Genomic DNA, 20996 nt, shown 5'->3' on the forward strand with positions numbered 1-20996 from the left:
GCACTTGACTATATCGATATTTTTTTATATATTTTCATAAGAGGTGCAAGGTGACGACAATCACAGTGTGTATGGGAAGTTCTTGCTTTAGCAGAGGAAATTCTTTAAACGCCGAATTTTTGCAAAAATTTTTGGCGGAAAAGGGCTTGGAAGACAAAGTGTCTATAAGGGGAAACCTGTGCGACGGAGAATGTAAAAACGGTCCCAATATACGCATAAACGGAAAGGCTTTTCATCATGTTTCTCCGGAAGCGCTCGAAGACCTGTTGCGGCATGAGTTGGGATCCGAATTATGAATTTTTTATATCCCGTATATACGGAAATTACCGAATGCCAAGACTGTTATAAGTGTGTGCGTCAATGTCCCGTAAAAGCCATACGTGTGGAAAACGGTCATGCGATGATTATACCGGAAATGTGTATTATTTGCGGAACCTGTGTTATAAAATGTCCGTCAAAGGCAAAACGGGTACGCAGCGACTTACAACGGGCTAAACAGCTGATTTCTTTGAAAAAAACGGTTATCGTATCCTTAGCGCCTTCGTTTGTTTCCGAATTTCCCGAATGTACGCCGTATCAATTGAGTGAAGCAATTAAAAAGCTGGGCTTCACCGGTGTTTCCGAAACGGCTATCGGCGCCGATCTCGTATCGGCTCAAGTTGCCGAAGATTTGCGCTTGTCAGCAGAAGGTAAAACCGCGCAAAAGCTGTTTTTATCGTCGGCATGTCCGGTCGTTGTGGAATACATTAAACATTTTATGCCCGATTTTACCCCCTTTATTACCGACCGTTCTTCGCCCCTGCTCGCCCATGCCCGATTTTTGCACGAACAGTACGGTCCGGAAAGCGCAATTGTTTTTATAGGTCCGTGTATGGCAAAAAAACGGGAATCGGATGTTTTTAAACAAATAGATTTGGCTCTTACCTTCGACGAATTGCGCCGCTGGTTTGCCGAAAAAAACATAGATCCTGCAAAAATACAAAATACGGCACAAACCGAACAGGCTTTTATTCCGTTTCGCGCCGCTCAGGGAGCTTTTTTCCCCATAGATGGGGGAATGATCCATGCCGTAAAACAGTACGATATCCCCGACAATATCCGTACTATGACGGTAACCGGCGTCGATGAGATACCTGCATCTCTTGCGGGCTTGCATAACGAAAAGCTTGAAAATCCCTTGTTTATAGAACTTTTATCTTGTACGGGGGGCTGTATAAACGGGCCGGCAAGTTCAAAAAAAAGATCGACGGCGATAAAACATGTCAACTTGGTCGATTATGCACAAACGGCTAAAAATCGGCTTCATAAAGCCGAAATGAAAAACGGTCTCGATTTATGCGGAACGCTTCCGGCAAACAGGGTGTTTGCAAGCAATGCGGACGAACAGGCAATCAGAACGGCGCTGCATTCGGTAGGAAAGTATTCGGCGGAAGACGAGTTAAATTGTGCAAGCTGCGGCTATGATACGTGCCGGGAATTTGCAAAAGCGATACTCGAAAATCGTGCCGAAAAAACGATGTGCGTGTCTTATATGCGTAAGTTGGCACAAAAAAAAGCAAACGGCTTAATTCAAGCCATCCCGAGCGGTGTCATTATTTGCGACACACATTTAAAAATTATCGAATGCAATAAAAATTTCGCACGTCTTATGGGACAGGATATTGCCGATATGTATGAAGCAAAACCGGGGTTGGAAGGCGCCGATTTAACGAAAATTATCGATTTTTCACGTTTTTTTGAAGACGTATTGGCAAAAAACGGTCCCGATGTTATAGAACGGGAAGTTCGGACGGGAAAAAATATTTTTCAAGTAACGATTTTTGCGATAGAAAAAGAAGCCTGTGCCGGAGGAGTTGTCGAAGACATTACCGCCCCTCAAGTCCAAAAAGACCGCATAGTCAATCAGGCAAAAAAAGTTATTACAAAAAATTTATCGGTTGTACAAAAAATCGCTTTTTTAATGGGCGAAAATGCGGCGGAAACGGAATCCATGCTGAATTCCATTATCGATTCGTTTTCGGATGATACGGAGAAAAAATAACGGACATGGAAACCTTTATTGAAGTCGGTCATTATCAAGTGTGTAAGTACAACCAGCTTGCGGAAGGAGATGTTTTTTTGTCGCATAAAAACCCTTCGGACGGCAGGGTTATTACCACTTTGTCCGACGGACTCGGTTCGGGCATAAAGGCCGGCGTTTTAGCGACATTAACCGCAACGATGGCCACCAAATTTATAGAATCGGACATACCCATGAGGCGGGCGGCAAACATCATTATGGATACGCTTCCCGTATGTAAAGAACGCGGCATAAGCTATGCAACCTTTACGCTGGTAGATATAGAGCCGAGCGCCGCCGTGCGTATTATGGAATACGACAACCCTCCCTATGTACTTATCCGTCAACAAACCATTATAGATCCGATAAAAGAGATGACGCCGATAGAACGGAAAAAAAAGTCCACTGCGCCCCGAAAGGATGCCGTATTGCAGTATTCTCGTTATGACGCCCGGCCGGGAGACCGTTTGATTTTTTTTTCCGACGGAGTTACGCAATCGGGAATGGGAACGGCCGCTCTTCCGTTCGGCTGGGGCTCGGTAAACGCACAAAGTTATATTTTACAAACCGTCCAAAAAAATCCGCTTATAAGCGCACGCGACCTCGCCCGTTCTGTAGTACAGCAAGCGCTTTTACATGACGGGCACACGCCGAAAGACGATATAACATGCGGTGTTATTTACTTCCGCAGTCCGCGCGATATGCTTGTGCTTACCGGCCCGCCGCTGCATCCGGAAAGCGATATCGAAATAGCGCGGCGCTTTACCGCGTTTGAAGGAAAACGGATTATTTGCGGAGGAACAACCGCAAACATTATATCGCGGGAACTGAATAAACCGGTAAAAGTTTTGTTAAAAAATTTCGACCCGAAGGTTCCCCCCGCTTCGGAAATGGAAGGAGCGGATATGGTAACCGAGGGTATTATTACAATGGGGGTTGTTTCCGAAATCCTTGAAAAAGGGGCGCGTACCGAACAAATGAAACCGAATCCGGCAACGCGGATTGTCGATATGTTTTTGGACAGCGACCGCATAAACTTTATTGTCGGAACGAAAATTAACGAAGCGCATCAGGATCCGAATATGCCTGTGGAACTGGAAATAAGGCGCAATGTGGTAAAAAAAATTGCATCCCTGCTTGAAAGCAAATACTTAAAAGAAGTGACCATAGATTATTTTTAGAAAAAAGGAGAGGGTATGAAAAAAACGACTCTTTCAATTTGTACGGGAACCGCCTGTTATGTTATGGGCGCCTCCGAATTTTTGGTTTTGGACGACCATTTGCCCGCCGATTTAAAGGATAAAGTGGAAATCACGGGCGTCACCTGCCTCGATAAATGCAAAGACGCTCAATGCGGAAAGCCGCCCTTTGTTTTAGTGGACGGAGAACTCATCGCCGAGGCGACGGTTCAAAATATTTTGGAAAAAATCAGGGAAAAACAATGCTGAACATCAACAACAACGCTGCAAATATAAAAAGAGAGATTCTTATACGTATTGCAAAATTACAGCTCGAAGGAAAACTGGAAGAAGGGGTACACTATATTCCGCGCGAAATGGTGCCGCGCAACAGCACTCCTATGCGCTGTTGTATTTTTCATGACCGCGAAATTATGCGCTTGCGCGTTATAGCGCGATTGGGCTGTTCCGTTGAAGATTACGACGAAGAAAAAAAACTTGCCGAATTTGCAAAGGAAGCTTTGGAACGCCAAAAGCCGACATGGCCGATGTTAACCGTTTTGGATGAAGCGTGCAATGCTTGTGTAAAAACCCGCTATATGGTAACAAACGCCTGTCAAGCTTGTTTGGCGCGCCCCTGTATGATGAACTGTCCCAAAAAAGCGATTGAAATAAAAAGCGGCCGTGCACACATAGAAGAAGAAAAATGTATAAACTGCGGACTGTGCCTTCAAAACTGTCCGTATCATGCGGTTATAAAAATTCCGGTGCCCTGTGAAGAGGCCTGCCCGGTAGGCGCCATTTCCAAAGACGAAAGCGGCAAAGAGCGTATCGACTACCATAAGTGCATTTTTTGCGGAAATTGTATGCGTGAATGTCCCTTCGGTGCTATGATGGATAAGGGACAGCTTGTAGATGTTATAAAACATATTATGAACGGAAAAAGAGTTGTCGCCCTGTATGCGCCGGCTGTCGCAGCCCAATTCCGCGCCGTACCCGGCCAGCTTGAAAGCGCTCTCAAAAAAGCCGGCTTTACACGTACTTGGGAAGTCGCCATCGGAGCCGATATAACCGCCGACCGCGAAGCCGTCGAATTTGAAGAACGCATGGAACACGGACACATTTTAATGACCACATCCTGCTGTCCCGCTTACGTCCGTGCGGTAAAAAAACACGTTCCGCAGCTTGTGCCCTGTATTTCCGATACGCGAAGTCCTATGCACTACACAGCCGAACTGGCAAAAAAAGCCGATCCCGATTGTATAAGTGTTTTTATCGGCCCCTGTTTGGCAAAGAGGCGAGAAGGCTTGGATGATGAATTTGTAGATTATGTGTTGTCGATAGAAGAAATCGGCGCCCTGCTTATTGCAAAAGGTATAGATATCGCAAAAGAAGAAGCGGCGCCCGGCACTATTATTCCGACCGCTTCGGGGCGCAGTTTCGCCGCTGCCGGAGGCGTTGCCGAGGCTGTGCGCATACGCTTAAAACATCCGGAAAAACTGCGTCCCGTCGTTATAAACGGTTTGGATAAAGCGGGAATGAAGCAATTGGCTTTATACGGTAAAATACAAAGCGGAGAAACGCCCCATAACGAAACGACGCCGAACCTCGTTGAGGTAATGAGCTGTGAAGGCGGCTGTATTGCAGGCCCCTCGGTTATTACAAATCCGAAAGTCGCCGCAGCACAGTTAAAAAAATATGTTGAAGACGGCGCCGCAAACACGCTGAAACCTCTTCAAAACCCGCAGGGAGACGAATAAAAAGCGTATAAGCCGAACCGCTGCCGCAAAACAATCCGCTTCTCATTGACCGTACAAGCGCATACACGTATAATGGGCATATGAAAGAAACGGAGATATGCCCCTGCGGTTCGGGGAAAACCTTCAGCACCTGCTGCGAACCGATTATAAGCGGTAAAACCGCCGCCCCCACCGCCGAACGCCTCATGCGTGCCCGTTATTCGGCTTATGCCGTACATAATATAGACTTTATCGTTTCAAGCTGTGTGCATGAAAAAGGTGAAAATTCCATTGATACCGAAGAAACGCGGCGATGGAGCGAAGAATCGGAATGGCTGGGTTTAACGATTTTACGCACGGAAAAAGGCGGTGAAAACGATACAAGCGGTATCGTCGAATTTAGTGCAGCCTATAAGCGCAAGGGATTAAAAGACGTCCATAAAGAAAGGGCCGAATTCATAAAAGAAAAAGGTACATGGTTGTATAAAAACGGATCGGTTACACCGGTTACGATTATGCGCGACGGTAAAAAGGTCGGACGCAACGAAAGCTGTCCGTGCGGCTCGGGAAAAAAATACAAGCACTGTTGCGGGCGTTAAACCGTAACGCTGCCCGCCTATGGGAACAAACGGAGAAAACAACCGCGCCGAACGCTGCGGACAATGAAAACATATGCAAATAAAAACGGGATTTCATGCAATAGAAGAATATCTTCGCAGTTTGGAAGCGCAAAAGCACACGGACGGCTTACAGGGAACCGAAATCCGGTATGCCAAAGCAGGCCCGCGTGTAAAAAAAATCATCGATTTTGCATACAAAACGGGCGTTCCCGTCGTCAAAACGGACAATGCGCATTTGGATGCATTGGTGCGCCCTTTAAGCGAACCGTCCCGCGATCATCGCGGCATTGTACTCGTAATCGGCGGCGAAAACCCGAAACAAAAAGCCATCGATTTTGACTCCTTTATCGCGGAGTTGAGTGCGGCTTGCGAACGCGAAAAAAGAGGCGCCTTGGTTATGATTTTGGACTCGGTAACCGACCCGCACAACGTGGGTGCGGTTATCCGCAGCTGCGACCAGCTCGGCGCGGAATTGCTTGTGCTTCCCGAAAAACGGGGAGCAAGCGATTCGGCGGTTATAGAACGCTCAAGCGCAGGGGCTTCGGCATGGGTACCGACGGCCGTTGTTACCAATTTGGTGCGTGCCGTCGAAAAGCTGCAAAAAGCGGGATTTTGGGTGTACGGCGCCGCCGCCGACGGAACGGCCGCACACAGCCTCGATTTAAAGGGAAAGATTGCTTTTATTATGGGAAGCGAAGGTTCGGGGATAAGCCGCCTTTTAGCAAAAAAATGCGACGGCTTTATATCGATTCCCTGCTGCGGCAAACTGGACAGTTTGAATGTTTCCGTAGCGGCGGGAATTTTACTGTACGAACGCCGTCGGCAATGTTTGACAAAGGGATAAAAACTGCGGCATATATGCAAATATACAAAACTCGGCGCGGCGGTACAAACTGCAACAAAAAAAATCAAAAAGTGTCTAAGCACATACCGGAGGAAAGATGAACAATACAGCGCACAAAGACCTTGAACTGACAATCCGTGAAGAAGCCGAATTGAAAATTCAGGAAATAAAACGCAAAGCGAAAGAAGATATTGAAAACATAAAATACGAAATGCAGCTTAAACTTTTGGCGGACAACAAAAAGGCTATAGACCGCGCATGCAAAAAAGAAAACAAAAGGCGTTACCGTGAAGCAAAGCGCGAAGAATACCGCAACAGGACAAAACGTTATTCAATCGGCGAAGAAATATTCAATTCAATTACGCACGGAATCGGCGCGGGCCTTGCAATCGCAGCCTTGGTTTTACTGATTGTAAAAGCGGCTCTTCGCTCCCCCGAAGGGCAAACGGCTTATTACGTAACAAGCTGGACGCTTTTCGGCGCCTCTTTGGTTATACTTTACCTGATGTCTACGCTTTACCATGCACTTACCCCGCCGAAAGCAAAAAGCATTTTTTCCGTATTCGACCACGCATCGATTTATATTTTAATTGCGGGAACCTACACACCCTTTTGCATTGCCTCTTTAAACGGAGCGCTCGGCTGGACCTTGTTCGGCATTATTTGGGCTTTGGCGATAACGGGTATTACCCTGTATTCGGTATTCGGCAGTAAACTGCGCGCAGCTTCGGTAATTACCTATATTCTTATGGGATGGCTTATCATTTTCGCATTTAAATCCATGTACGGCGTACTTCCGCGTATAAGCATTATATTTTTAATCGGCGGCGGCCTCGCATATACGGCGGGGGTTTTGTTTTATGCAATGAAAAACCGTAAGTGGATGCATTCGATTTGGCATTTGTTTGTTATGGCCGGAAGCGTTTTGCACTTTTTTTCGGTGTATTTTTCGATTTGACGTATAGTTGAGGTGTTATGAATAAAATAGTTGTACTTGACGGTTTTCCCGCAAACCCCGGAGATTTATCTTGGGACGAATTCAAAAAACTCGGCGATTTGACCGTATATGAAAAAACCGAAAAAGATAAAATTATCGCACACATTGCAGACGCAGCCTATATTTACACAAATAAAGTACCGATTACACGGGAAATAATGACAGCCTGTCCGCATTTGAAATTTATCGGTGTGCTTGCAACGGGCTATAACACCGTCGATGTGGAAGCCGCTGCGGAAAAAGGCATTACCGTAACGAATATACCCGCATACGGAACGCAAATCGTTGCTCAGCATGTTTTTGCCTTATTATTGGAAATTTGTCATCATGCGGCACATCACAGCGAACAAGTATATAAAGGGCGCTGGTCTTCATGCAACGATTGGTGTTTTTGGGACTATCCGCTTATAGAGCTTGCCGGAAAAACAATGGGAATAATCGGCTTCGGAAAAATCGGCCAAAACACGGCAAAACTGGCACAAGCGTTCGGAATGAACGTCCTTGCCTATAACCGAAGCCAAACGGAACAAGGCCGTGCAATAGCGCCCTACGTTTCCCTCGACGATCTGTATAAAAATGCCGATATTATTTCTTTACATCTCCCCCTGTTTTCTTCAACGGAGGGTATGATTAACCGCCAAAGCATTGAAAAAATGAAAGACGGCGTTATAATTATCAATACGGCACGCGGTGCGTTGGTAAATGAAGCGGACATGGCGCAGGCGCTGAACACCGGCAAGGTTTTATACTACGCAACGGACGTTGTTTCCGTCGAACCGATTTGTACGGACAATCCCCTGTTGCAGGCAAAAAACTGCATTATTACACCCCATATTGCATGGGCGGCAAAAGAAACCCGCCGGCGGTTACTTGCAATTGCAGCCGATAATTTAAAGCAGTTTTTAGCGGGAACACCGATAAACACGGTCGGTACGGGTTCTAAAAAAGACTAGTATACGGTGTGTGGTGTGTGCTACACACAAAAAAGCGTCGCTTCGGCATCGCCGGAAGCAAGTTTTTCAAGGATGCGCGGCCTGGCCCCGTTTGCCAAAATCATCGGGATACCGCACCGGGTTGCTTTTTCGGCGGCTTGCAGCTTTGTTTCCATTCCGCCCGTACCGAAAGCGTTTGTGTTTCCGATACTGATATGTTTTTTCAAATCGTTTATATCGGTGACGGTTTTTATCAATTGCGCATTAGGATTTTCTTTGGGGTTTGCCGTATACACGCCGTCGATATCGCTGAATAAAATCAATAAATCGGCCGCCCATAACTCGGCGGTAAGGGCGCTTAGATTATCGTTGTCTCCGATACGGATTTCTTCAACACAAATAGAATCGTTTTCGTTTATAACGGGAACAACGCCCTCATCCACGAGGGTAAACAGCGTATTGCGCATATTAAGCGTGCGGTAGCTGTCGGTAAAATCCTCTTTTGTAAACAAAAGCTGCCCGATATGCAGGCCGTGCTTAAAAAACGCCGTCCGCCATTGATGCATTAATTCCACTTGTCCTATCGCACACAGGGCTTGGCGGTAATGAATATCTTTTTTGCGCGTCCACCTGTTTAATGTGGACATACCGGCAACTTGAGCTCCCGAAGACACAAGAACCAGCTGTTTGCTCTTTGCCGTTAAATCGGCGCATTGAAAAGCAAACTCGTCCATAAAGGCGGTATTGATTGTACCGTCGGCTTTTGCCAAAGTATTGGAACCTATTTTTATAACGATTTTACGCGCATCGGCTATAACATCGGCGATATTCATCTGATTTGTCCTTCACCGTCTATGCAGTATTTTGTTGTTGTAAGCGCATTTAAGCCCATAGGGCCGCGTATATGCAGTTTTTGGGTACTGATTCCCCATTCGGCACCGAAGCCGAATTCGCCGCCGTCGGTAAAGCGGGTGGAAGCGTTTACATACACACAGGCGGCATCAACCTGCGTTTGAAAAAGCCGCGCATTGTTTCTGTTTTGTGTAACAATCGCTTCCGAGTGTCCGGTATTATATGTGTTGATATGAGCAATCGCTTCGCCGATCGAATCGACGATTTTAACGGCAAAAATATAGTCTAAAAATTCGCAGCCGAAATCTTCGGCTTGCGCATGCCGAATAACCGACGAACGGACGGCCGCATCCGGACTTTTTTCGGCGGCGCTTTGTACAATCGCAAACGAACGATTGCAGCAGCGCAGCTCGGCTTTTCCGGCAAAAAGGCCGACCATGCGCGGCAAAAACGTTTCGGCGCAGGATGTATGCACAAGCAGGGTTTCCGCTGCATTGCATACGCCGGGACGCTGCAATTTTGCATTTTCGGCGATTGCAAGCGCGGTTTCGATATCGGCACTTTCGTCTATAAACAAGTGGCAAACGCCGCTTCCCGTTTCGATAACCGGAACGCTTGCTTTTTCGCATACGGTTTTAATAAGCTCTTTTCCGCCGCGCGGAATTACAACGTCGATGCTGCCGCGGGCCTGAAGGATTTGTTCAACTTCATCGCGGCCGCCGACTGCCAATTCCAAGGCGCCGGGAAGGGGCAGCGCGCCCTTTAAGGCTTTTACCAAAGCTTTATTCGATTCCAGAGCGCTTGAACTTCCGCGCAGCAAAAGTGCATTGCCGCTTTTCCACGCAAGAGAAAAAGCTTCAACCGTCACGTTCGGCCGCGATTCGTAAATAATGGCGGCAACTCCTATGGGAACCCGCGTCTTTTTTATTTCAAGTCCGCAGGCGTTTTTCCAGCCTTCGGTTATTTCGCCGACGGGGTCGCTTTGTGCAATAACGGTATAAATGCTTTGAATCATTGCCGAAATGCGCTCATCCGTTAAAACAAGGCGGTCGACAAGGCTTTCGCTCATACCCGCATCGCGCGCTTTTTGAACATCGATTTTATTTGCGTTCAGGATTTCGGCACGGGCTGCATCTAAAGAAGCGGCGGCTTGCCGTAAAGCATTATTTTTTTGTATTGCGGAAAATGAAGCAAGTCGGACTGCGCTTTCACGCAGGGATTTAAAAAGAGATTCGGCAATCATAGGCTGCCCTTTATATCAATAATTGGCTAAAAAGCACATACCGAGCAAAATATACATTCTGCCGATATGCTCGGATTTAGGCATGGAAGGAGAAATCTTTTGCAAAAACTGCCAAAAGACACCGAAATCGGGATCTATACGCAGCGCATATTCACCGAAGTCGTCTTTTTTCGACTGAGGTCCGAACAGCAAATATACGGTATCGTGGAGCAAAAGCATGAATTTTTCATATACGGCCGCATATTTTTTTTCTTCCAAAGCCGCACACACGCCGTCGAGCTGAAAAAGCACTTGCTCTTTTAAAGCTTCATCGCATTTTTCAACCCAGGTTTTTTGCACAAGCAGGGTTAAATTTTTGTGAAAACTTTTAATAAGCTTTTTTTCGGTTTTATCGCGCATTTCCGAAGGGTTTTCGGTAAGCTGTTCGAATATGGAGGCGGAATCGAAAACTTCGGCAACAACAAAGGCGCTTTTTTTTACGGCTTCTTCACCGTGTTTTGAAAACAAATCTTCGATAGCACAGGCAGCTTCTTTGCCTATCATTTGAGCCAATAAATCTTTTTGCATATGCTGGGCGTTCGGCATACTTAAGGGTGCCCTTTTACGGCGTTTTTGTCAAGAGTGTAAAGCGTTTCATGTTCATAAAGCCGATTTATACGGAATGAGCAAGTTTTTTTGCACAAAGAGCACAACTTGATTTTACATACCGCGCGATTTTTCCATACATGCTTTTATCGCTTCCATAACGGCGCTTCTGAATCCCCCTTTTTCCAAAATGCGGACAGCCTCGATAGTTGTTCCGCCGGGGGAACATACCATGTCTTTTAATTCGCCCGGATGCTTGCCCGTTTCCAATACCATCTTTGCGCTGCCTAAAACCGCTTGGGAAGCAAAAACATAGGCTGCCTGTCTGGACATACCGCCGGCTACCGCAGCATCCGCCATAGCTTCGATAAGCATAAACACATAAGCGGGAGAACTTCCGCTTACACCGACGACCGCATCTATCATATATTCTTCGACACATTCGGTTTTTCCGAAGCTTTCGAATAAAGAACGGACAGTTTTAAGTTCTTCTTCGCCGACAGCCTTATTGCAGCATACGGCGGTCATTCCTTCACCCACCGTTGCAGGCGTATTCGGCATAGTACGGACAATTTTTACCGGTTTACCGAACCAAGATTCAATTTGCGCCAATGTTTTGCCCGGCGTAATCGTAACGATAATGCTGTTTTGCCGAACGTTGTTTTTTATTTGTGCAATAACCTTTTCGTAAACCTGCGGTTTTACCGCCAAAACAATAATATCGGCCGTTTCTACAAGGTGTATGTTATCGCGTGCCGCCGCAATCCCCAATTCTTTTTGCACGGCTAAAACGGCCTGTGTATGTATGTCATATGCATAAACGCAATCGGCTTGTAAAAGCCCGCTTTTTACAATACCGGCAATCATAGCACGCGCCATATTACCGCAGCCGATAAAACCAACCTTCATATTACCCTCCTGGCTTATCATAAAACACGTTATAAAGCATTATAACATAATTTATAAAATTACGGAACTTTCCTTCTTCTTGACCCGATTTTTATATTTGTATACTATATATATGTATGAAAGTTTTTACATTAGGCGAGCAAGTGCTTAGGGAAAAAGCGCTTCCCGTAGAACACATAAACGACGATATCCGCAGCCTTACCGAACGTATGTTCGTTACGATGAAAGAGCATAACGGTATCGGTTTGGCAGGCCCGCAGGTAGGAGAAAAACTGCGGCTTTTTGTTGTGGAAATCGACGACGGAATAAAGCGCGTTTTTATAAATCCGCAGATAATCGAAACGTCGGCCGCAACGTCTTTTTACGAAGAAGGCTGCTTATCCGTTCCGAAGGTGTACGAAAACATAGAGCGTCCGGAAAAAATACGGGTTCAAGCTTTTAACGAAAGCGGCCGCCCCTTTACCTTGGATGCCGACGGTCTTTTAGCGCGCGTCATTCAGCACGAATACGACCATTTGGAAGGAGTGCTTTTTATCGACCGCGGCGATCCCGAGTTTAAACAAAAAACAATTGAAAGTTTTCAAAAACGTGCCGAACGAAAAGCTAAAAAAGAAGCCGAAAAAAAAGCGCGCGAAGCGAAAATAGCGGCAAAACGTGCCGCAAAAGAGGGCACAGACAGCGGCGCACACAGCGCTCCGGAAAAGGCGGCCGTTTAGTGTTAAAAATCGTGTATGCGGGCAGCCCCGAAATATCGGCAATTTTATTGCAGGGACTCATCGATTCCAAACAAACACATATTGCGGCGGTTCTTACCAATGCGCCGGCACCGGCCGGACGCAGTAAAACCGCACGGCAGACTCCCGTCGCCGCCCTTGCCCGCGAACAGGGCTTATGCGTTTTGGAACCGGAAAAACTCGATGCTCACATACGGGCGCGCATAGAAGCGCTGAAGCCCGACCTTTTAGTGTGTTTTGCCTACGGAAAAATATTCGGACCGAAGTTTTTGTCGCTTTTTCCGAAGGGCGGCATAAATGTTCATCCGTCGCTTTTGCCCAAGTACCGCGGTTGCGCGCCCGTGCCGGCGGCAATCCTTGCAGGCGAAACAAAAACGGGTGTAACGATTCAGCGCTTGGCAAGGGAAATGGACTGCGGCGATATTTTGGCGCAAAAAGAAATAGCCCTTAACGGGACTGAAACGGCCGCCGAACTTTTAAGCGATGCGGCGGCTTTAAGCATTCCCCTTGTTTCGGATGTAATCGCTCAAATTGAAAAGGGGTGCGAAAAGCCGATTGCGCAAAACCCGAAAGACGCTTGTTATTGCAAAACCCTTGTAAAAACCGACGCCCGTATGGATTGGACAAAAAGCGCGCTGCAGTTGTGCGCCCAAGTGCGCGCCCTTCAACCTTGGCCGGGAACCTATACCTGTACAAGCGACGGTACAAAGCTGTATATCCATAAAGCCTGCGTCTATGAAGCAAGCGGCGCAAGCGATGTTTGTTCGTGTACGGCGGTACCGGGAACCGTTATCGGTATAGACAAAAACTGCGGAATTCTGGTACAAACAGGAAAAGGAATTCTTGCCGTACAAGTATTGCAAAAAGAAACAAAAAAGGCTATGAACTGGAAAGATTTTTTAAATGGCTGCCGCAATTTTACGGGAACACTGTGTACTCACCCTGCACAATAAGGAATAAAAGATGAAAGCAAATTGGTGGAAAAAATTGCATTCTTTCGGTATGGATATGCAAACAACCGAAGAAATAATACGGACAAATCGAAAATTGATTTTTACCGTCGTTGCCGTAACATGCGGTTTTATGATTTTAGCGGTTTTAGCGGCATTTTTTGTAAGCGTAAAAAGCCCCGAACGTGTTATGGTTCCGGATGTCGTCGGCAAAGAATTGACAAGCGCCCTGCAGGAAATGCAGGTAAAAGAATTATATCCTAAAATACTCTTACGCTATTCGAAAAGCCCCGAAGAAAAGGGAACAATCCTCGAACAGTCGCCGGCAGGAGGCTCTATCGTAAAAGCCGGCAGGCGTATCAATTTAACCGTCAGCCAGGGCGTCGTTCTCGATCGCGTAGAAGATTATATCGGCATGAACATCGATGAAGTCCGCATACGTCTTCAAACGCTTTTTGCATCTTCTTCCGTACCGATGATTAAGCTGCCGGACTTTCCGATTTATAAAAAGGATGCCGCCGAAGCCGGTACTATTTTGGAACAAATGCCGGCGGCAAACACCAGCTTAAGCAGCCCTATTACCTTGCAGCTTGTCGTTTCTTCCGGTCCCGGCCGCGAAGAAGTTCCGATTCCGAACATCAAAGGCCTTTCTTTAAACGACACCCTGCTGCAAATGAGCCGCAATAAAATTATTTTTGATTTTACGGCACAGATTCCCGAAGAAGGCCAAGAAGCGGGAACGGTCGTTTCGCAAAAATGGCCGGCAAACAAACAAACGCTGCCTGCATATTCGCGGGTGGAAGCGGTCATAGCCTTGCCGGATGCTCCGTACAAAAACCTGATATACGGCCTTATAGATGAAAATCTGCCGCCCTATCCGACTGCACTGAACGTCGAACTAAGGGCGGAACCGCAGCAAGGAAGCCCATATGTCATTATCGTATTTAAACATACGGGCAACCGATTAACCGTTCCTTATGCGGTACCGCGCAATACCCGTCTGATTCTCAGCGTATCGGGCAACGAAATAAAACGTTTTACGGCAGATTAAAAAGCGATTCAAAAGCAAAAAACGGCCTTTTCATGCGCTCCTTAAACCGCGGGGAACACCGATTCCGGTTCATGTCTACGCAGCGGCCGTTGAATCAACTCATATGTAATGCCGTATACTTCTTCCGTATCCAAATATGCAAAGTGCCCGTCGCCGTCAAGTCCGAAACCGCCTCCTTCCATGACAACGGAAAAACCGGCGGCGGCGGCGTCTTTTAAAGCCTTTTGTATATCTTCCACATAAATGCCTAAATGTTGTACGCCGTAACCATGCTTTTCGATAAAATCCGTATAAATCGTATGTCCTTCCAAATTTTGTATAAGCTCAATGCGCGTTTGTCCGAAATAGGTAAGCGCAACCTTCGCTTTGTACATAATAGGTTTATTTTTATAATTCATAAATTTTAAAAGAGGCGCTCCGTAAGTATAAATATTCCAGCCCCCGATTCCGAATTTTTCATAGTAGTTTTTAACGGTTTCATCCACATTTTCAACGACATATCCGATTTGACCTATGGATCGATTTAAAAAATCAGCTTGCATAATTCACTCCTTATATTTATGTGTTATACCTTACCGAATAATAAAAACATAAAAAAGGGAAAATGTACAGATTGACAGCTGAAATTTTCCATGCTAAAATACTCTGAAGTGTGCGCCTTTGAAATAAAACAAAGGTATAAAGGCCATACTTTATTAGGAGGTTAAAATGAAAAGAATCATCTCAGGCTTATTAATGATTCTCCTTGTCGGCGCCTGTCTTTTTGCGGGCGGAAAAAGTGAAAAAACGGCTTATACGATGGTCACAATTCCCAAACTAAAAGCTGCTTGGTTTGAACCCTATGATGCCGATGCAAGAAAAGCGGGAAAAGAATTTAATATTGAGGTTTATATGCAGGCTCCTGCCGCCGCAGACGAAGCTCAACAAGTTCGAATTATCGAAGATGCGGTAAACCAGGGCGTTAACGCCGTTCTCGTCGTGCCGAACGATGCGAATTCCTGTATACCCGCATTTAAGCGCGCCCGTGAAAAAGGCGTTGTCGTTCTTACCCACGAATCGCCCAATCAACCGGAAGCCGATTTTGACATTGAAATGATTGACAACGTAAAATTCGGTGAAAGAACGATTGAAGAATTGGTCCGCCTTTCGGGCGACAGCGGAAAATATGCCATTTATGTCGGTTCGTTAACCGTACCCGCACATAACATCTGGGCAGACGCTGCTATAGCCTTGGCAAAGAAGAAATATCCGAAATTGGTTATGGTTGACAGTAAATTTCCCGTTGCGGAAGACAGAAATGCGTCGCGCCAAAAAACTATGGAATTGTTGACCGTTTATCCGGATCTTAAAGGTATTATCGCCTTCGGAAGCCAGGGTGCGCCCGGAGCGGGACAGGCAGCCCGTGAAAAAGGTTTAACGGACAAGCTCTGCATTATCGGTACGACAAGCCCCTTGGAAATCGCTCCTTTCTTAAAGGACGGATCCGTTGATTTGGCGGTTTTGTGGTCATCCGGCGACGCTTCATATGCTATGGTTTATATCGCAAAAATGATTCTTGACGGAAAACGCGATGAAATCAAAACCGGCCTTGAAATTCCGGGACTTGGAAAACCTGTTATAAACGGTATGAATATTTTATTTGACAATCCGTTGATTGTAGATAAAAACAACTGCGATAAATATAACTTCTAACATCTAATCCGGCTTGCCCGTTAAACGCGGGCAAGCTTTTTATAATATCGTTGATATATTAAGGTTCATCCTCAAGCAATTTATATGCTTGTTTAATTAAAAAGGGAACGCTTGTGTTCCCTTTTTAACAATCTAAACGGAACTATACATGGATTTTATTAAAATAGAAAATGCATTTAAAACCTTTGACGGCGTACACGCATTAACGGATGTTTCCTTTTCCGTCAAAGCGGGAGAAATACACGGTCTTGTCGGTGAAAACGGTTCGGGCAAATCAACCTTAATGAAAATCATTGCAGGTTCTTTACAACCCGATTCCGCAAAGATTATGATTCAAAATCAAGCCGTTACCTCCTATGACCCCCTGGCCGGCATGACACACGGTATCAGTGTTATTTATCAGGACTTATCCCTGTTTCCGAATCTCAACGTTTTGGAAAATATTTGTTTGTGCACGCAAATTATAAAGCGTAAACAATTTTATTCAAATAAAAAATATATTGCAAAAGTAAAAAATATTTTAACGACCTTGGATGCGGACATCGGTTTGTACGACTTAGTGGAAGAACTGCCCATTGCAAAGCAGCAGCTTATCGCAATAGCCAGAGCCCTCAACAACGATGCCAAATTATTGATTTTTGACGAACCGACAACAGCCCTCACACGGGAAGAAATAAACAAACTTTTCAGCATTATCAATAAATTAAAAGAACAAAATACCGCAATTATTTTTATCAGCCACAAACTTGATGAAATTATGGAAATCTGTGACAGGGTTTCCGTGTTGCGTGACGGACATCTTATTGCCACAAAAAATATAGAAGAACTTTCAATTCCTCAAATAGAGCAGCTGATGGTCGGTCAGTCTTTGGTTTACACAAAAAATTCGGATGCGGGACTGGATAAAAATGCAGATATTGTTTTGGAAGTTAAAAACCTCGGTAAAAAAAATAATTTTAAAGACATAAGCTTTAAACTTCGTAAAAAAGAAATCCTCGGTATCACCGGATTGTTGGGCTCAGGCAGAACGGAGCTTGCCTCGGCATTATTCGGTATTGCGCCGTCTGATTGCGGTGAAATCTTTATCGACAATAAAGCCGTGCGCATAAAAAACGTTCGGCAAGCGGTAAAAAACGGCATCGCCTATGTTCCCGAAGACAGACTTACCCAAGGGCTTATTATGAATTATTCGCAGCGCGAAAACATCAGTGTGGCAATGCTCAATAATTTTAAAGCCGCAAACGGATTGGTTGATGAACAAAAAATCACGGAAACGGCCGAAAAATGGGTCGCTACTTTAAAAGTAAAAACCGATTCCATATATAAAACCGTCAAAACGCTTTCGGGCGGCAATCAGCAAAAAATAGTTCTGGGAAAATGGCTCGAAATGCAGCCGAAGGTATTAATCCTTGACGGTCCCACCGTCGGAGTCGATATCGGCGCCAAGGCCGGATTGTTTAAAACCATCAACGAAATGGTGGAAAAAACGGGAATGTCGGTTATTTTGATTTCAGACGAAATACGCGAAATAACGGCAAACTGCCATACCGTTTTAGTTTTACAAAACGGCCGAATTAAACACATATTGGAAAAGCCGGAAGAAATAGATGACGGCTACATACACGAGCTTTTGGAAAATCAAAAGCAGACAATTCGAAAGGTTGTAAAAGATGAATAAAATACTGTCTATTTTAAAAAAGCGGGAAGCAACATTATCTATTATCATTTTGCTTTTGGGTATTTTTGTATCAATTCGGGTTCCCAGTTTTTTTACATACGAAAATATTTGTAATGTTTTAAAGTCCTATTCGGTTGTCGGGATTTTTTCTTTAGGCGTTTTGTTGGTAATTATCGGCGGCGGATTTGACGTTTCATTCAGCGCAATAGCGCAAGTCAGCCAATATCTGGTGGTATGGTTGTTACTGAAGCATATACACGGCAACCTGTTTATCGCTTTTATTTTAGCGATAGCAATAGGCACCTTAATGGGTTTGTTTAACGGTTTTTTAATAGACCACTATAAAATGCCGGCGATTATAATTACCATTTCCACTCAAAACTTATTTTACGGCATTTTATATGTTGTGAGTAAGGGAAAACTCTTGTATGAAGTCCCCTCCTACATTTGGCCCCTAAGCAATACAAAGATATTCGCCGCAGCGGCGGAAAACGGCTCCATATACGGATTAAGTACGGTAACCGTTCTTTGGTTTGCTCTGTCCGTTTTGTTTGCGTTTATACTGCACAAAAGCGTAATCGGAAGAAGCGTATACCTTGTAGGAGGAAACGCTCTTGCCGCCCAGCGTGTCGGAATTAACGTGCGAAAAACAATTCTGTTCGTATACGGGCTTTCGGGAGCAATTGCAGGAGTTGCTTCAATTGCACATGTTTCAATAATCCAAACGGTTATTCCGAATTCAATTGTAGGAACCGAAATGTCCGTAATAGCGGCCGTTGTTTTAGGCGGTGCATCAATTACCGGAGGCAAAGGTTCCGTTTTGGGAACTTTTTTGGGAGTTTTGCTTTTTGCCATTCTCAGCAACAGCCTTACCTTATTGCGGATATCTTCATATTGGTATAATGTTTTTACCGGCGCAATTATCTTATTAAGTATTGCAGTGAACGCTTTACAGGAATTGGCGCAAGCACGCAGAAAAATCCGTGTAAAAGTTGATTAAAAGACAGGATAAATTATGAAACAGAATACTTTTTTTAGAAAATTATATGCAAAAGAATATTTTTCGCTTATTGTTACTTTTCTTTTACTTTTTACCGTCATGGCCCTTATTAACGGGAAAAAGTTTATATCGTACAATAACATAACGGCTATGGCATACCAAATGCCTATGATTGCTTTGCTTGCAATCGGAATGATGATTTCGGAATTATCCGGCGGCATCAATTTATCCATTGTTGCCAACGCCAATTTTAACGGGATAATGCTTTATGTGGTATTAAACAAACTGACTCAAGGGCATATGTCCGATTCAAACGGTATCCAAATAGCCCTAGCAATTGCAGCGGGGTTTGCCATTTGCGTGTGTATCGGCTTTTGTAACGGCTTGATGATTGCCAAGTTGAAAATCCCGGCTCTTTTGGTAACGTTGGGTATGATGACCCTTTTACAAGGCTTTAGCTTGGTTATTACCGAAGGATACACCATATCGGGATTCCCCGCAGCCCTTACCTTTATAGGAAACGGCAAAATACTCGGCATTCCGACTTCCCTTGTTTTACTTGCACTGGTTATTCTCGTTTCCCATTTTATTTTAAATCGTACGGTTTTCGGAAAACAATTGTATATGACCGGTGCAAACAACGTTGCCGCAAAATATTCAAACATCGATGTCGATAAAATTATTATCTGGGAATATATTTTTTCCGCAACGTTTGCCTTTTTTTGCTGTTTGGTAATGATAGGACAAATGAATTCGGTAAAAGCAAATTATTATGATTCGTATTTGCTGATAGCGGTTCTTGCCAGTTTTTTAGGGGGTGTAGATCCTGCCGGAGGATTCGGAAAGTTAATGGGAACCGTTTTGGCATCTGCAATATTGCAAGTTATTTCTACCGGTTTTAACTTAATGAGAATGGACCCTTTTGTCGTAACCGCAACATGGGGCGGTATAATCATAATAGTACTGTTCGGTAAAGAAATTACCCGAAAGCTGTTTTTAAAAAAAGCTTAAAATAAAGGAGGACTGCGATGCGAAAAATAGGTATTTACTATGCATTTTGGACGCATGAATGGGAAGCGGATTTTTTTCCGTTTATCGAAAAAGTTAAACGGCTCGGTTACGATCAACTTGAAATTCATGGAGGCGCAATTACCTCCTTATCCGATGAAAAACGAAAAGCACTCGTCGATGAAGCAAAACGGCATAATATTACCCTTTCGTACGGAATCGGCGTTCCCCCCGAATATAACGTATCGTCCCCCGACGAAAGCATACGTAAAAAAGGAATCGATTTTATGATTAAAGTAATCAAAACAATCGGTTCTATGGGCGGCGGAACCCTCGGCGGAACAGTTCACTGCTGCTGGCCGGCAACACTGCCGAAGGGAGAAGACAAGCGCAGATATATAGACCAAAGTTTAAAAAGCATGAACGAAATGGTCGGATATGCCCAAGACAATAACGTTGTTTTAAATGTTGAAGTTATCAACCGCTTTGAACAGTTTATTTTAAACACCTGCGAAGAAGCAATGGCTTATGTAAAAGCGGTTAATCATCCGAATTGCAAAATTCTTTTGGACACCTTTCATATGAATATTGAAGAAGACTCTTTCGGTGACGCTATTCGTATGGCCGGTCCCTATTTAAACGGACTTCATATCGGAGAAACAAACAGAAAACCGGCGGGCATGGGAAGAATCCCCTGGCAGGAAATAAAAGAGGCGCTGGACGATATAAACTATCAAGGCTCTTTGGTTCAAGAACCCTTTGTTATGCCCGGCGGTCAGGTAGGCCAAAATATCGGTGTATGGCGTGAAATAATCCCGAACCCCGACTTGGACAAACTTGCAGCCGACTCTGCGGCTTTTTTACGTAAGATTTTTTGCTAAAAACGCCGCTTTTGCATAAAGCAATACCGGCAAATAAAAAAGGG

22 protein-coding genes are annotated in these 20996 nt (G+C 44.9%); 17 read left to right on the forward strand and 5 right to left on the reverse strand.

The annotated features are described in order from the left end of the window. Positions 1-26 precede the first annotated feature (26 nt). From H0R92_RS06790 to H0R92_RS06830, 9 genes are all read left to right on the forward strand, one after another. Positions 27-296: a (2Fe-2S) ferredoxin domain-containing protein gene (locus H0R92_RS06790; RefSeq protein WP_432962561.1), complete on the forward strand. Its 270-nt coding sequence runs from the start codon at positions 27-29 to the stop codon at positions 294-296. Further along, positions 293-2041: a [Fe-Fe] hydrogenase large subunit C-terminal domain-containing protein gene (locus H0R92_RS06795; protein WP_432962443.1), complete on the forward strand. Its 1749-nt coding sequence runs from the start codon at positions 293-295 to the stop codon at positions 2039-2041. The genes H0R92_RS06790 and H0R92_RS06795 overlap by 4 nt, the downstream gene beginning before the upstream one ends. A gap of 5 nt (positions 2042-2046) precedes the next feature. Beyond that, entirely contained in the window at positions 2047-3240 is a 1194-nt protein-coding gene (locus H0R92_RS06800) for a SpoIIE family protein phosphatase (protein WP_432962445.1), read from the forward strand. 15 nt (positions 3241-3255) lie between these two features. Next, positions 3256-3507 (forward strand): NAD(P)H-dependent oxidoreductase subunit E, encoded by a 252-nt coding sequence (locus H0R92_RS06805; protein ID WP_432962447.1) that lies wholly within the window; start codon positions 3256-3258, stop codon positions 3505-3507. After that, positions 3501-4997 carry a monomeric [FeFe] hydrogenase gene (locus H0R92_RS06810; RefSeq protein ID WP_432962449.1) on the forward strand — a complete coding sequence of 499 codons (1497 nt, stop codon included), beginning with the start codon at positions 3501-3503 and terminating at the stop codon, positions 4995-4997. Before H0R92_RS06805 ends, H0R92_RS06810 begins: the two co-directional genes overlap by 7 nt. A gap of 80 nt (positions 4998-5077) precedes the next feature. Then, positions 5078-5575, forward strand: a complete 498-nt coding sequence (locus H0R92_RS06815) for a YchJ family protein (RefSeq protein ID WP_432962451.1) — start codon at positions 5078-5080, stop codon at positions 5573-5575. Between the two features lie 73 nt (positions 5576-5648). After that, complete coding sequence (gene rlmB / locus H0R92_RS06820) at positions 5649-6440, forward strand: 23S rRNA (guanosine(2251)-2'-O)-methyltransferase RlmB (RefSeq protein WP_432962453.1); 792 nt, start codon at positions 5649-5651, stop codon at positions 6438-6440. Positions 6441-6651: 211 nt separating this feature from the next. Next, positions 6652-7398, forward strand: coding sequence for a PAQR family membrane homeostasis protein TrhA (gene trhA / locus H0R92_RS06825; RefSeq protein ID WP_432962563.1), 747 nt, complete (start codon positions 6652-6654; stop codon positions 7396-7398). Positions 7399-7415: 17 nt separating this feature from the next. Then, positions 7416-8390, forward strand: a complete 975-nt coding sequence (locus H0R92_RS06830; RefSeq protein WP_432962455.1) for a D-2-hydroxyacid dehydrogenase — start codon at positions 7416-7418, stop codon at positions 8388-8390. A 20-nt stretch (positions 8391-8410) separates the two neighbouring features. Here H0R92_RS06830 and proB read toward each other — a convergent pair whose 3' ends face one another. The 4 genes from proB to proC all read right to left on the reverse strand — a co-directional run bounded on the left by proB (position 8411) and on the right by proC (position 11958). Next, on the reverse strand, positions 8411-9202 hold the full coding sequence (gene proB, locus H0R92_RS06835; protein ID WP_432962457.1) for a glutamate 5-kinase: 792 nt from the start codon (positions 9200-9202) through the stop codon (positions 8411-8413). After that, entirely contained in the window at positions 9199-10464 is a 1266-nt protein-coding gene (locus H0R92_RS06840) for a glutamate-5-semialdehyde dehydrogenase (RefSeq protein ID WP_432962459.1), read from the reverse strand. The genes proB and H0R92_RS06840 overlap by 4 nt, the downstream gene beginning before the upstream one ends. 15 nt (positions 10465-10479) lie before the next feature. Beyond that, the gene (locus H0R92_RS06845; RefSeq protein WP_432962461.1) at positions 10480-11049 is read right to left on the reverse strand and encodes a hypothetical protein; all 570 of its coding nucleotides are present in this window, start codon (positions 11047-11049) and stop codon (positions 10480-10482) included. A gap of 114 nt (positions 11050-11163) precedes the next feature. After that, complete coding sequence (proC, locus tag H0R92_RS06850) at positions 11164-11958, reverse strand: pyrroline-5-carboxylate reductase (RefSeq protein WP_432962463.1); 795 nt, start codon at positions 11956-11958, stop codon at positions 11164-11166. Positions 11959-12074: 116 nt separating this feature from the next. On the opposite strand from proC, the gene def reads away from it, so the two are divergent. The 3 genes from def to H0R92_RS06865 are packed head-to-tail and all read left to right on the forward strand — an operon-like array spanning position 12075 to position 14693. Continuing rightward, on the forward strand, positions 12075-12674 hold the full coding sequence (def, locus tag H0R92_RS06855; RefSeq protein WP_432962465.1) for a peptide deformylase: 600 nt from the start codon (positions 12075-12077) through the stop codon (positions 12672-12674). Further along, positions 12674-13645 carry a methionyl-tRNA formyltransferase gene (gene fmt, locus H0R92_RS06860; protein ID WP_432962467.1) on the forward strand — a complete coding sequence of 324 codons (972 nt, stop codon included), beginning with the start codon at positions 12674-12676 and terminating at the stop codon, positions 13643-13645. Before def ends, fmt begins: the two co-directional genes overlap by 1 nt. Before the next feature lie 10 nt (positions 13646-13655). Beyond that, positions 13656-14693, forward strand: coding sequence for a PASTA domain-containing protein (locus tag H0R92_RS06865; RefSeq protein ID WP_432962469.1), 1038 nt, complete (start codon positions 13656-13658; stop codon positions 14691-14693). Positions 14694-14734: 41 nt separating this feature from the next. On the opposite strand, the gene H0R92_RS06870 is transcribed toward H0R92_RS06865, so the two are convergent. Continuing rightward, the gene (locus H0R92_RS06870; protein ID WP_432962471.1) at positions 14735-15235 is read right to left on the reverse strand and encodes a VOC family protein; all 501 of its coding nucleotides are present in this window, start codon (positions 15233-15235) and stop codon (positions 14735-14737) included. Between the two features lie 166 nt (positions 15236-15401). Here H0R92_RS06870 and H0R92_RS06875 point away from each other — a divergent pair, with 166 nt between their 5' ends. The 5 genes from H0R92_RS06875 to H0R92_RS06895 all read left to right on the forward strand — a co-directional run bounded on the left by H0R92_RS06875 (position 15402) and on the right by H0R92_RS06895 (position 20952). Then, positions 15402-16385 carry an autoinducer 2 ABC transporter substrate-binding protein gene (locus H0R92_RS06875; RefSeq protein WP_432962473.1) on the forward strand — a complete coding sequence of 328 codons (984 nt, stop codon included), beginning with the start codon at positions 15402-15404 and terminating at the stop codon, positions 16383-16385. A gap of 148 nt (positions 16386-16533) precedes the next feature. Further along, positions 16534-18063 carry a sugar ABC transporter ATP-binding protein gene (locus H0R92_RS06880; protein WP_432962475.1) on the forward strand — a complete coding sequence of 510 codons (1530 nt, stop codon included), beginning with the start codon at positions 16534-16536 and terminating at the stop codon, positions 18061-18063. After that, positions 18056-19063 carry an ABC transporter permease gene (locus H0R92_RS06885; protein WP_432962477.1) on the forward strand — a complete coding sequence of 336 codons (1008 nt, stop codon included), beginning with the start codon at positions 18056-18058 and terminating at the stop codon, positions 19061-19063. The genes H0R92_RS06880 and H0R92_RS06885 overlap by 8 nt, the downstream gene beginning before the upstream one ends. A 15-nt stretch (positions 19064-19078) precedes the next feature. After that, complete coding sequence (locus H0R92_RS06890; protein ID WP_432962479.1) at positions 19079-20074, forward strand: ABC transporter permease; 996 nt, start codon at positions 19079-19081, stop codon at positions 20072-20074. Between the two features lie 17 nt (positions 20075-20091). Beyond that, on the forward strand, positions 20092-20952 hold the full coding sequence (locus tag H0R92_RS06895; protein WP_432962481.1) for a sugar phosphate isomerase/epimerase family protein: 861 nt from the start codon (positions 20092-20094) through the stop codon (positions 20950-20952). Positions 20953-20996: the final 44 nt, after the last annotated feature.

This window comes from Treponema sp. OMZ 840, from assembly GCF_050937815.1.
Classification (GTDB): domain Bacteria; phylum Spirochaetota; class Spirochaetia; order Treponematales; family Treponemataceae; genus Treponema_C.

Bases quoted from the DNA above. Each gene is read 5' to 3' on its own strand.
- H0R92_RS06830 (WP_432962455.1), top strand. From the start codon at position 7,416: ATGAATAAAATAGTTGTACTTGACGGTTTTCCCGCAAACCCCGGAGAT.
- H0R92_RS06895 (WP_432962481.1), top strand. From the start codon at position 20,092: ATGCGAAAAATAGGTATTTACTATGCATTTTGGACGCATGAATGGGAA.
- trhA (WP_432962563.1), top strand. From the start codon at position 6,652: ATGCAGCTTAAACTTTTGGCGGACAACAAAAAGGCTATAGACCGCGCA.
- H0R92_RS06795 (WP_432962443.1), top strand. From the start codon at position 293: ATGAATTTTTTATATCCCGTATATACGGAAATTACCGAATGCCAAGAC.
- H0R92_RS06875 (WP_432962473.1), top strand. From the start codon at position 15,402: ATGAAAAGAATCATCTCAGGCTTATTAATGATTCTCCTTGTCGGCGCC.
- proC (WP_432962463.1), bottom strand. From the start codon at position 11,958: ATGAAGGTTGGTTTTATCGGCTGCGGTAATATGGCGCGTGCTATGATT.
- H0R92_RS06815 (WP_432962451.1), top strand. From the start codon at position 5,078: ATGAAAGAAACGGAGATATGCCCCTGCGGTTCGGGGAAAACCTTCAGC.
- H0R92_RS06865 (WP_432962469.1), top strand. From the start codon at position 13,656: ATGAAAGCAAATTGGTGGAAAAAATTGCATTCTTTCGGTATGGATATG.
- H0R92_RS06840 (WP_432962459.1), bottom strand. From the start codon at position 10,464: ATGATTGCCGAATCTCTTTTTAAATCCCTGCGTGAAAGCGCAGTCCGA.
- H0R92_RS06890 (WP_432962479.1), top strand. From the start codon at position 19,079: ATGAAACAGAATACTTTTTTTAGAAAATTATATGCAAAAGAATATTTT.
- H0R92_RS06845 (WP_432962461.1), bottom strand. From the start codon at position 11,049: ATGCCGAACGCCCAGCATATGCAAAAAGATTTATTGGCTCAAATGATA.
- H0R92_RS06870 (WP_432962471.1), bottom strand. From the start codon at position 15,235: ATGCAAGCTGATTTTTTAAATCGATCCATAGGTCAAATCGGATATGTC.
- H0R92_RS06805 (WP_432962447.1), top strand. From the start codon at position 3,256: ATGAAAAAAACGACTCTTTCAATTTGTACGGGAACCGCCTGTTATGTT.
- H0R92_RS06800 (WP_432962445.1), top strand. From the start codon at position 2,047: ATGGAAACCTTTATTGAAGTCGGTCATTATCAAGTGTGTAAGTACAAC.
- def (WP_432962465.1), top strand. From the start codon at position 12,075: ATGAAAGTTTTTACATTAGGCGAGCAAGTGCTTAGGGAAAAAGCGCTT.
- H0R92_RS06885 (WP_432962477.1), top strand. From the start codon at position 18,056: ATGAATAAAATACTGTCTATTTTAAAAAAGCGGGAAGCAACATTATCT.
- rlmB (WP_432962453.1), top strand. From the start codon at position 5,649: ATGCAAATAAAAACGGGATTTCATGCAATAGAAGAATATCTTCGCAGT.
- proB (WP_432962457.1), bottom strand. From the start codon at position 9,202: ATGAATATCGCCGATGTTATAGCCGATGCGCGTAAAATCGTTATAAAA.
- H0R92_RS06880 (WP_432962475.1), top strand. From the start codon at position 16,534: ATGGATTTTATTAAAATAGAAAATGCATTTAAAACCTTTGACGGCGTA.
- H0R92_RS06810 (WP_432962449.1), top strand. From the start codon at position 3,501: ATGCTGAACATCAACAACAACGCTGCAAATATAAAAAGAGAGATTCTT.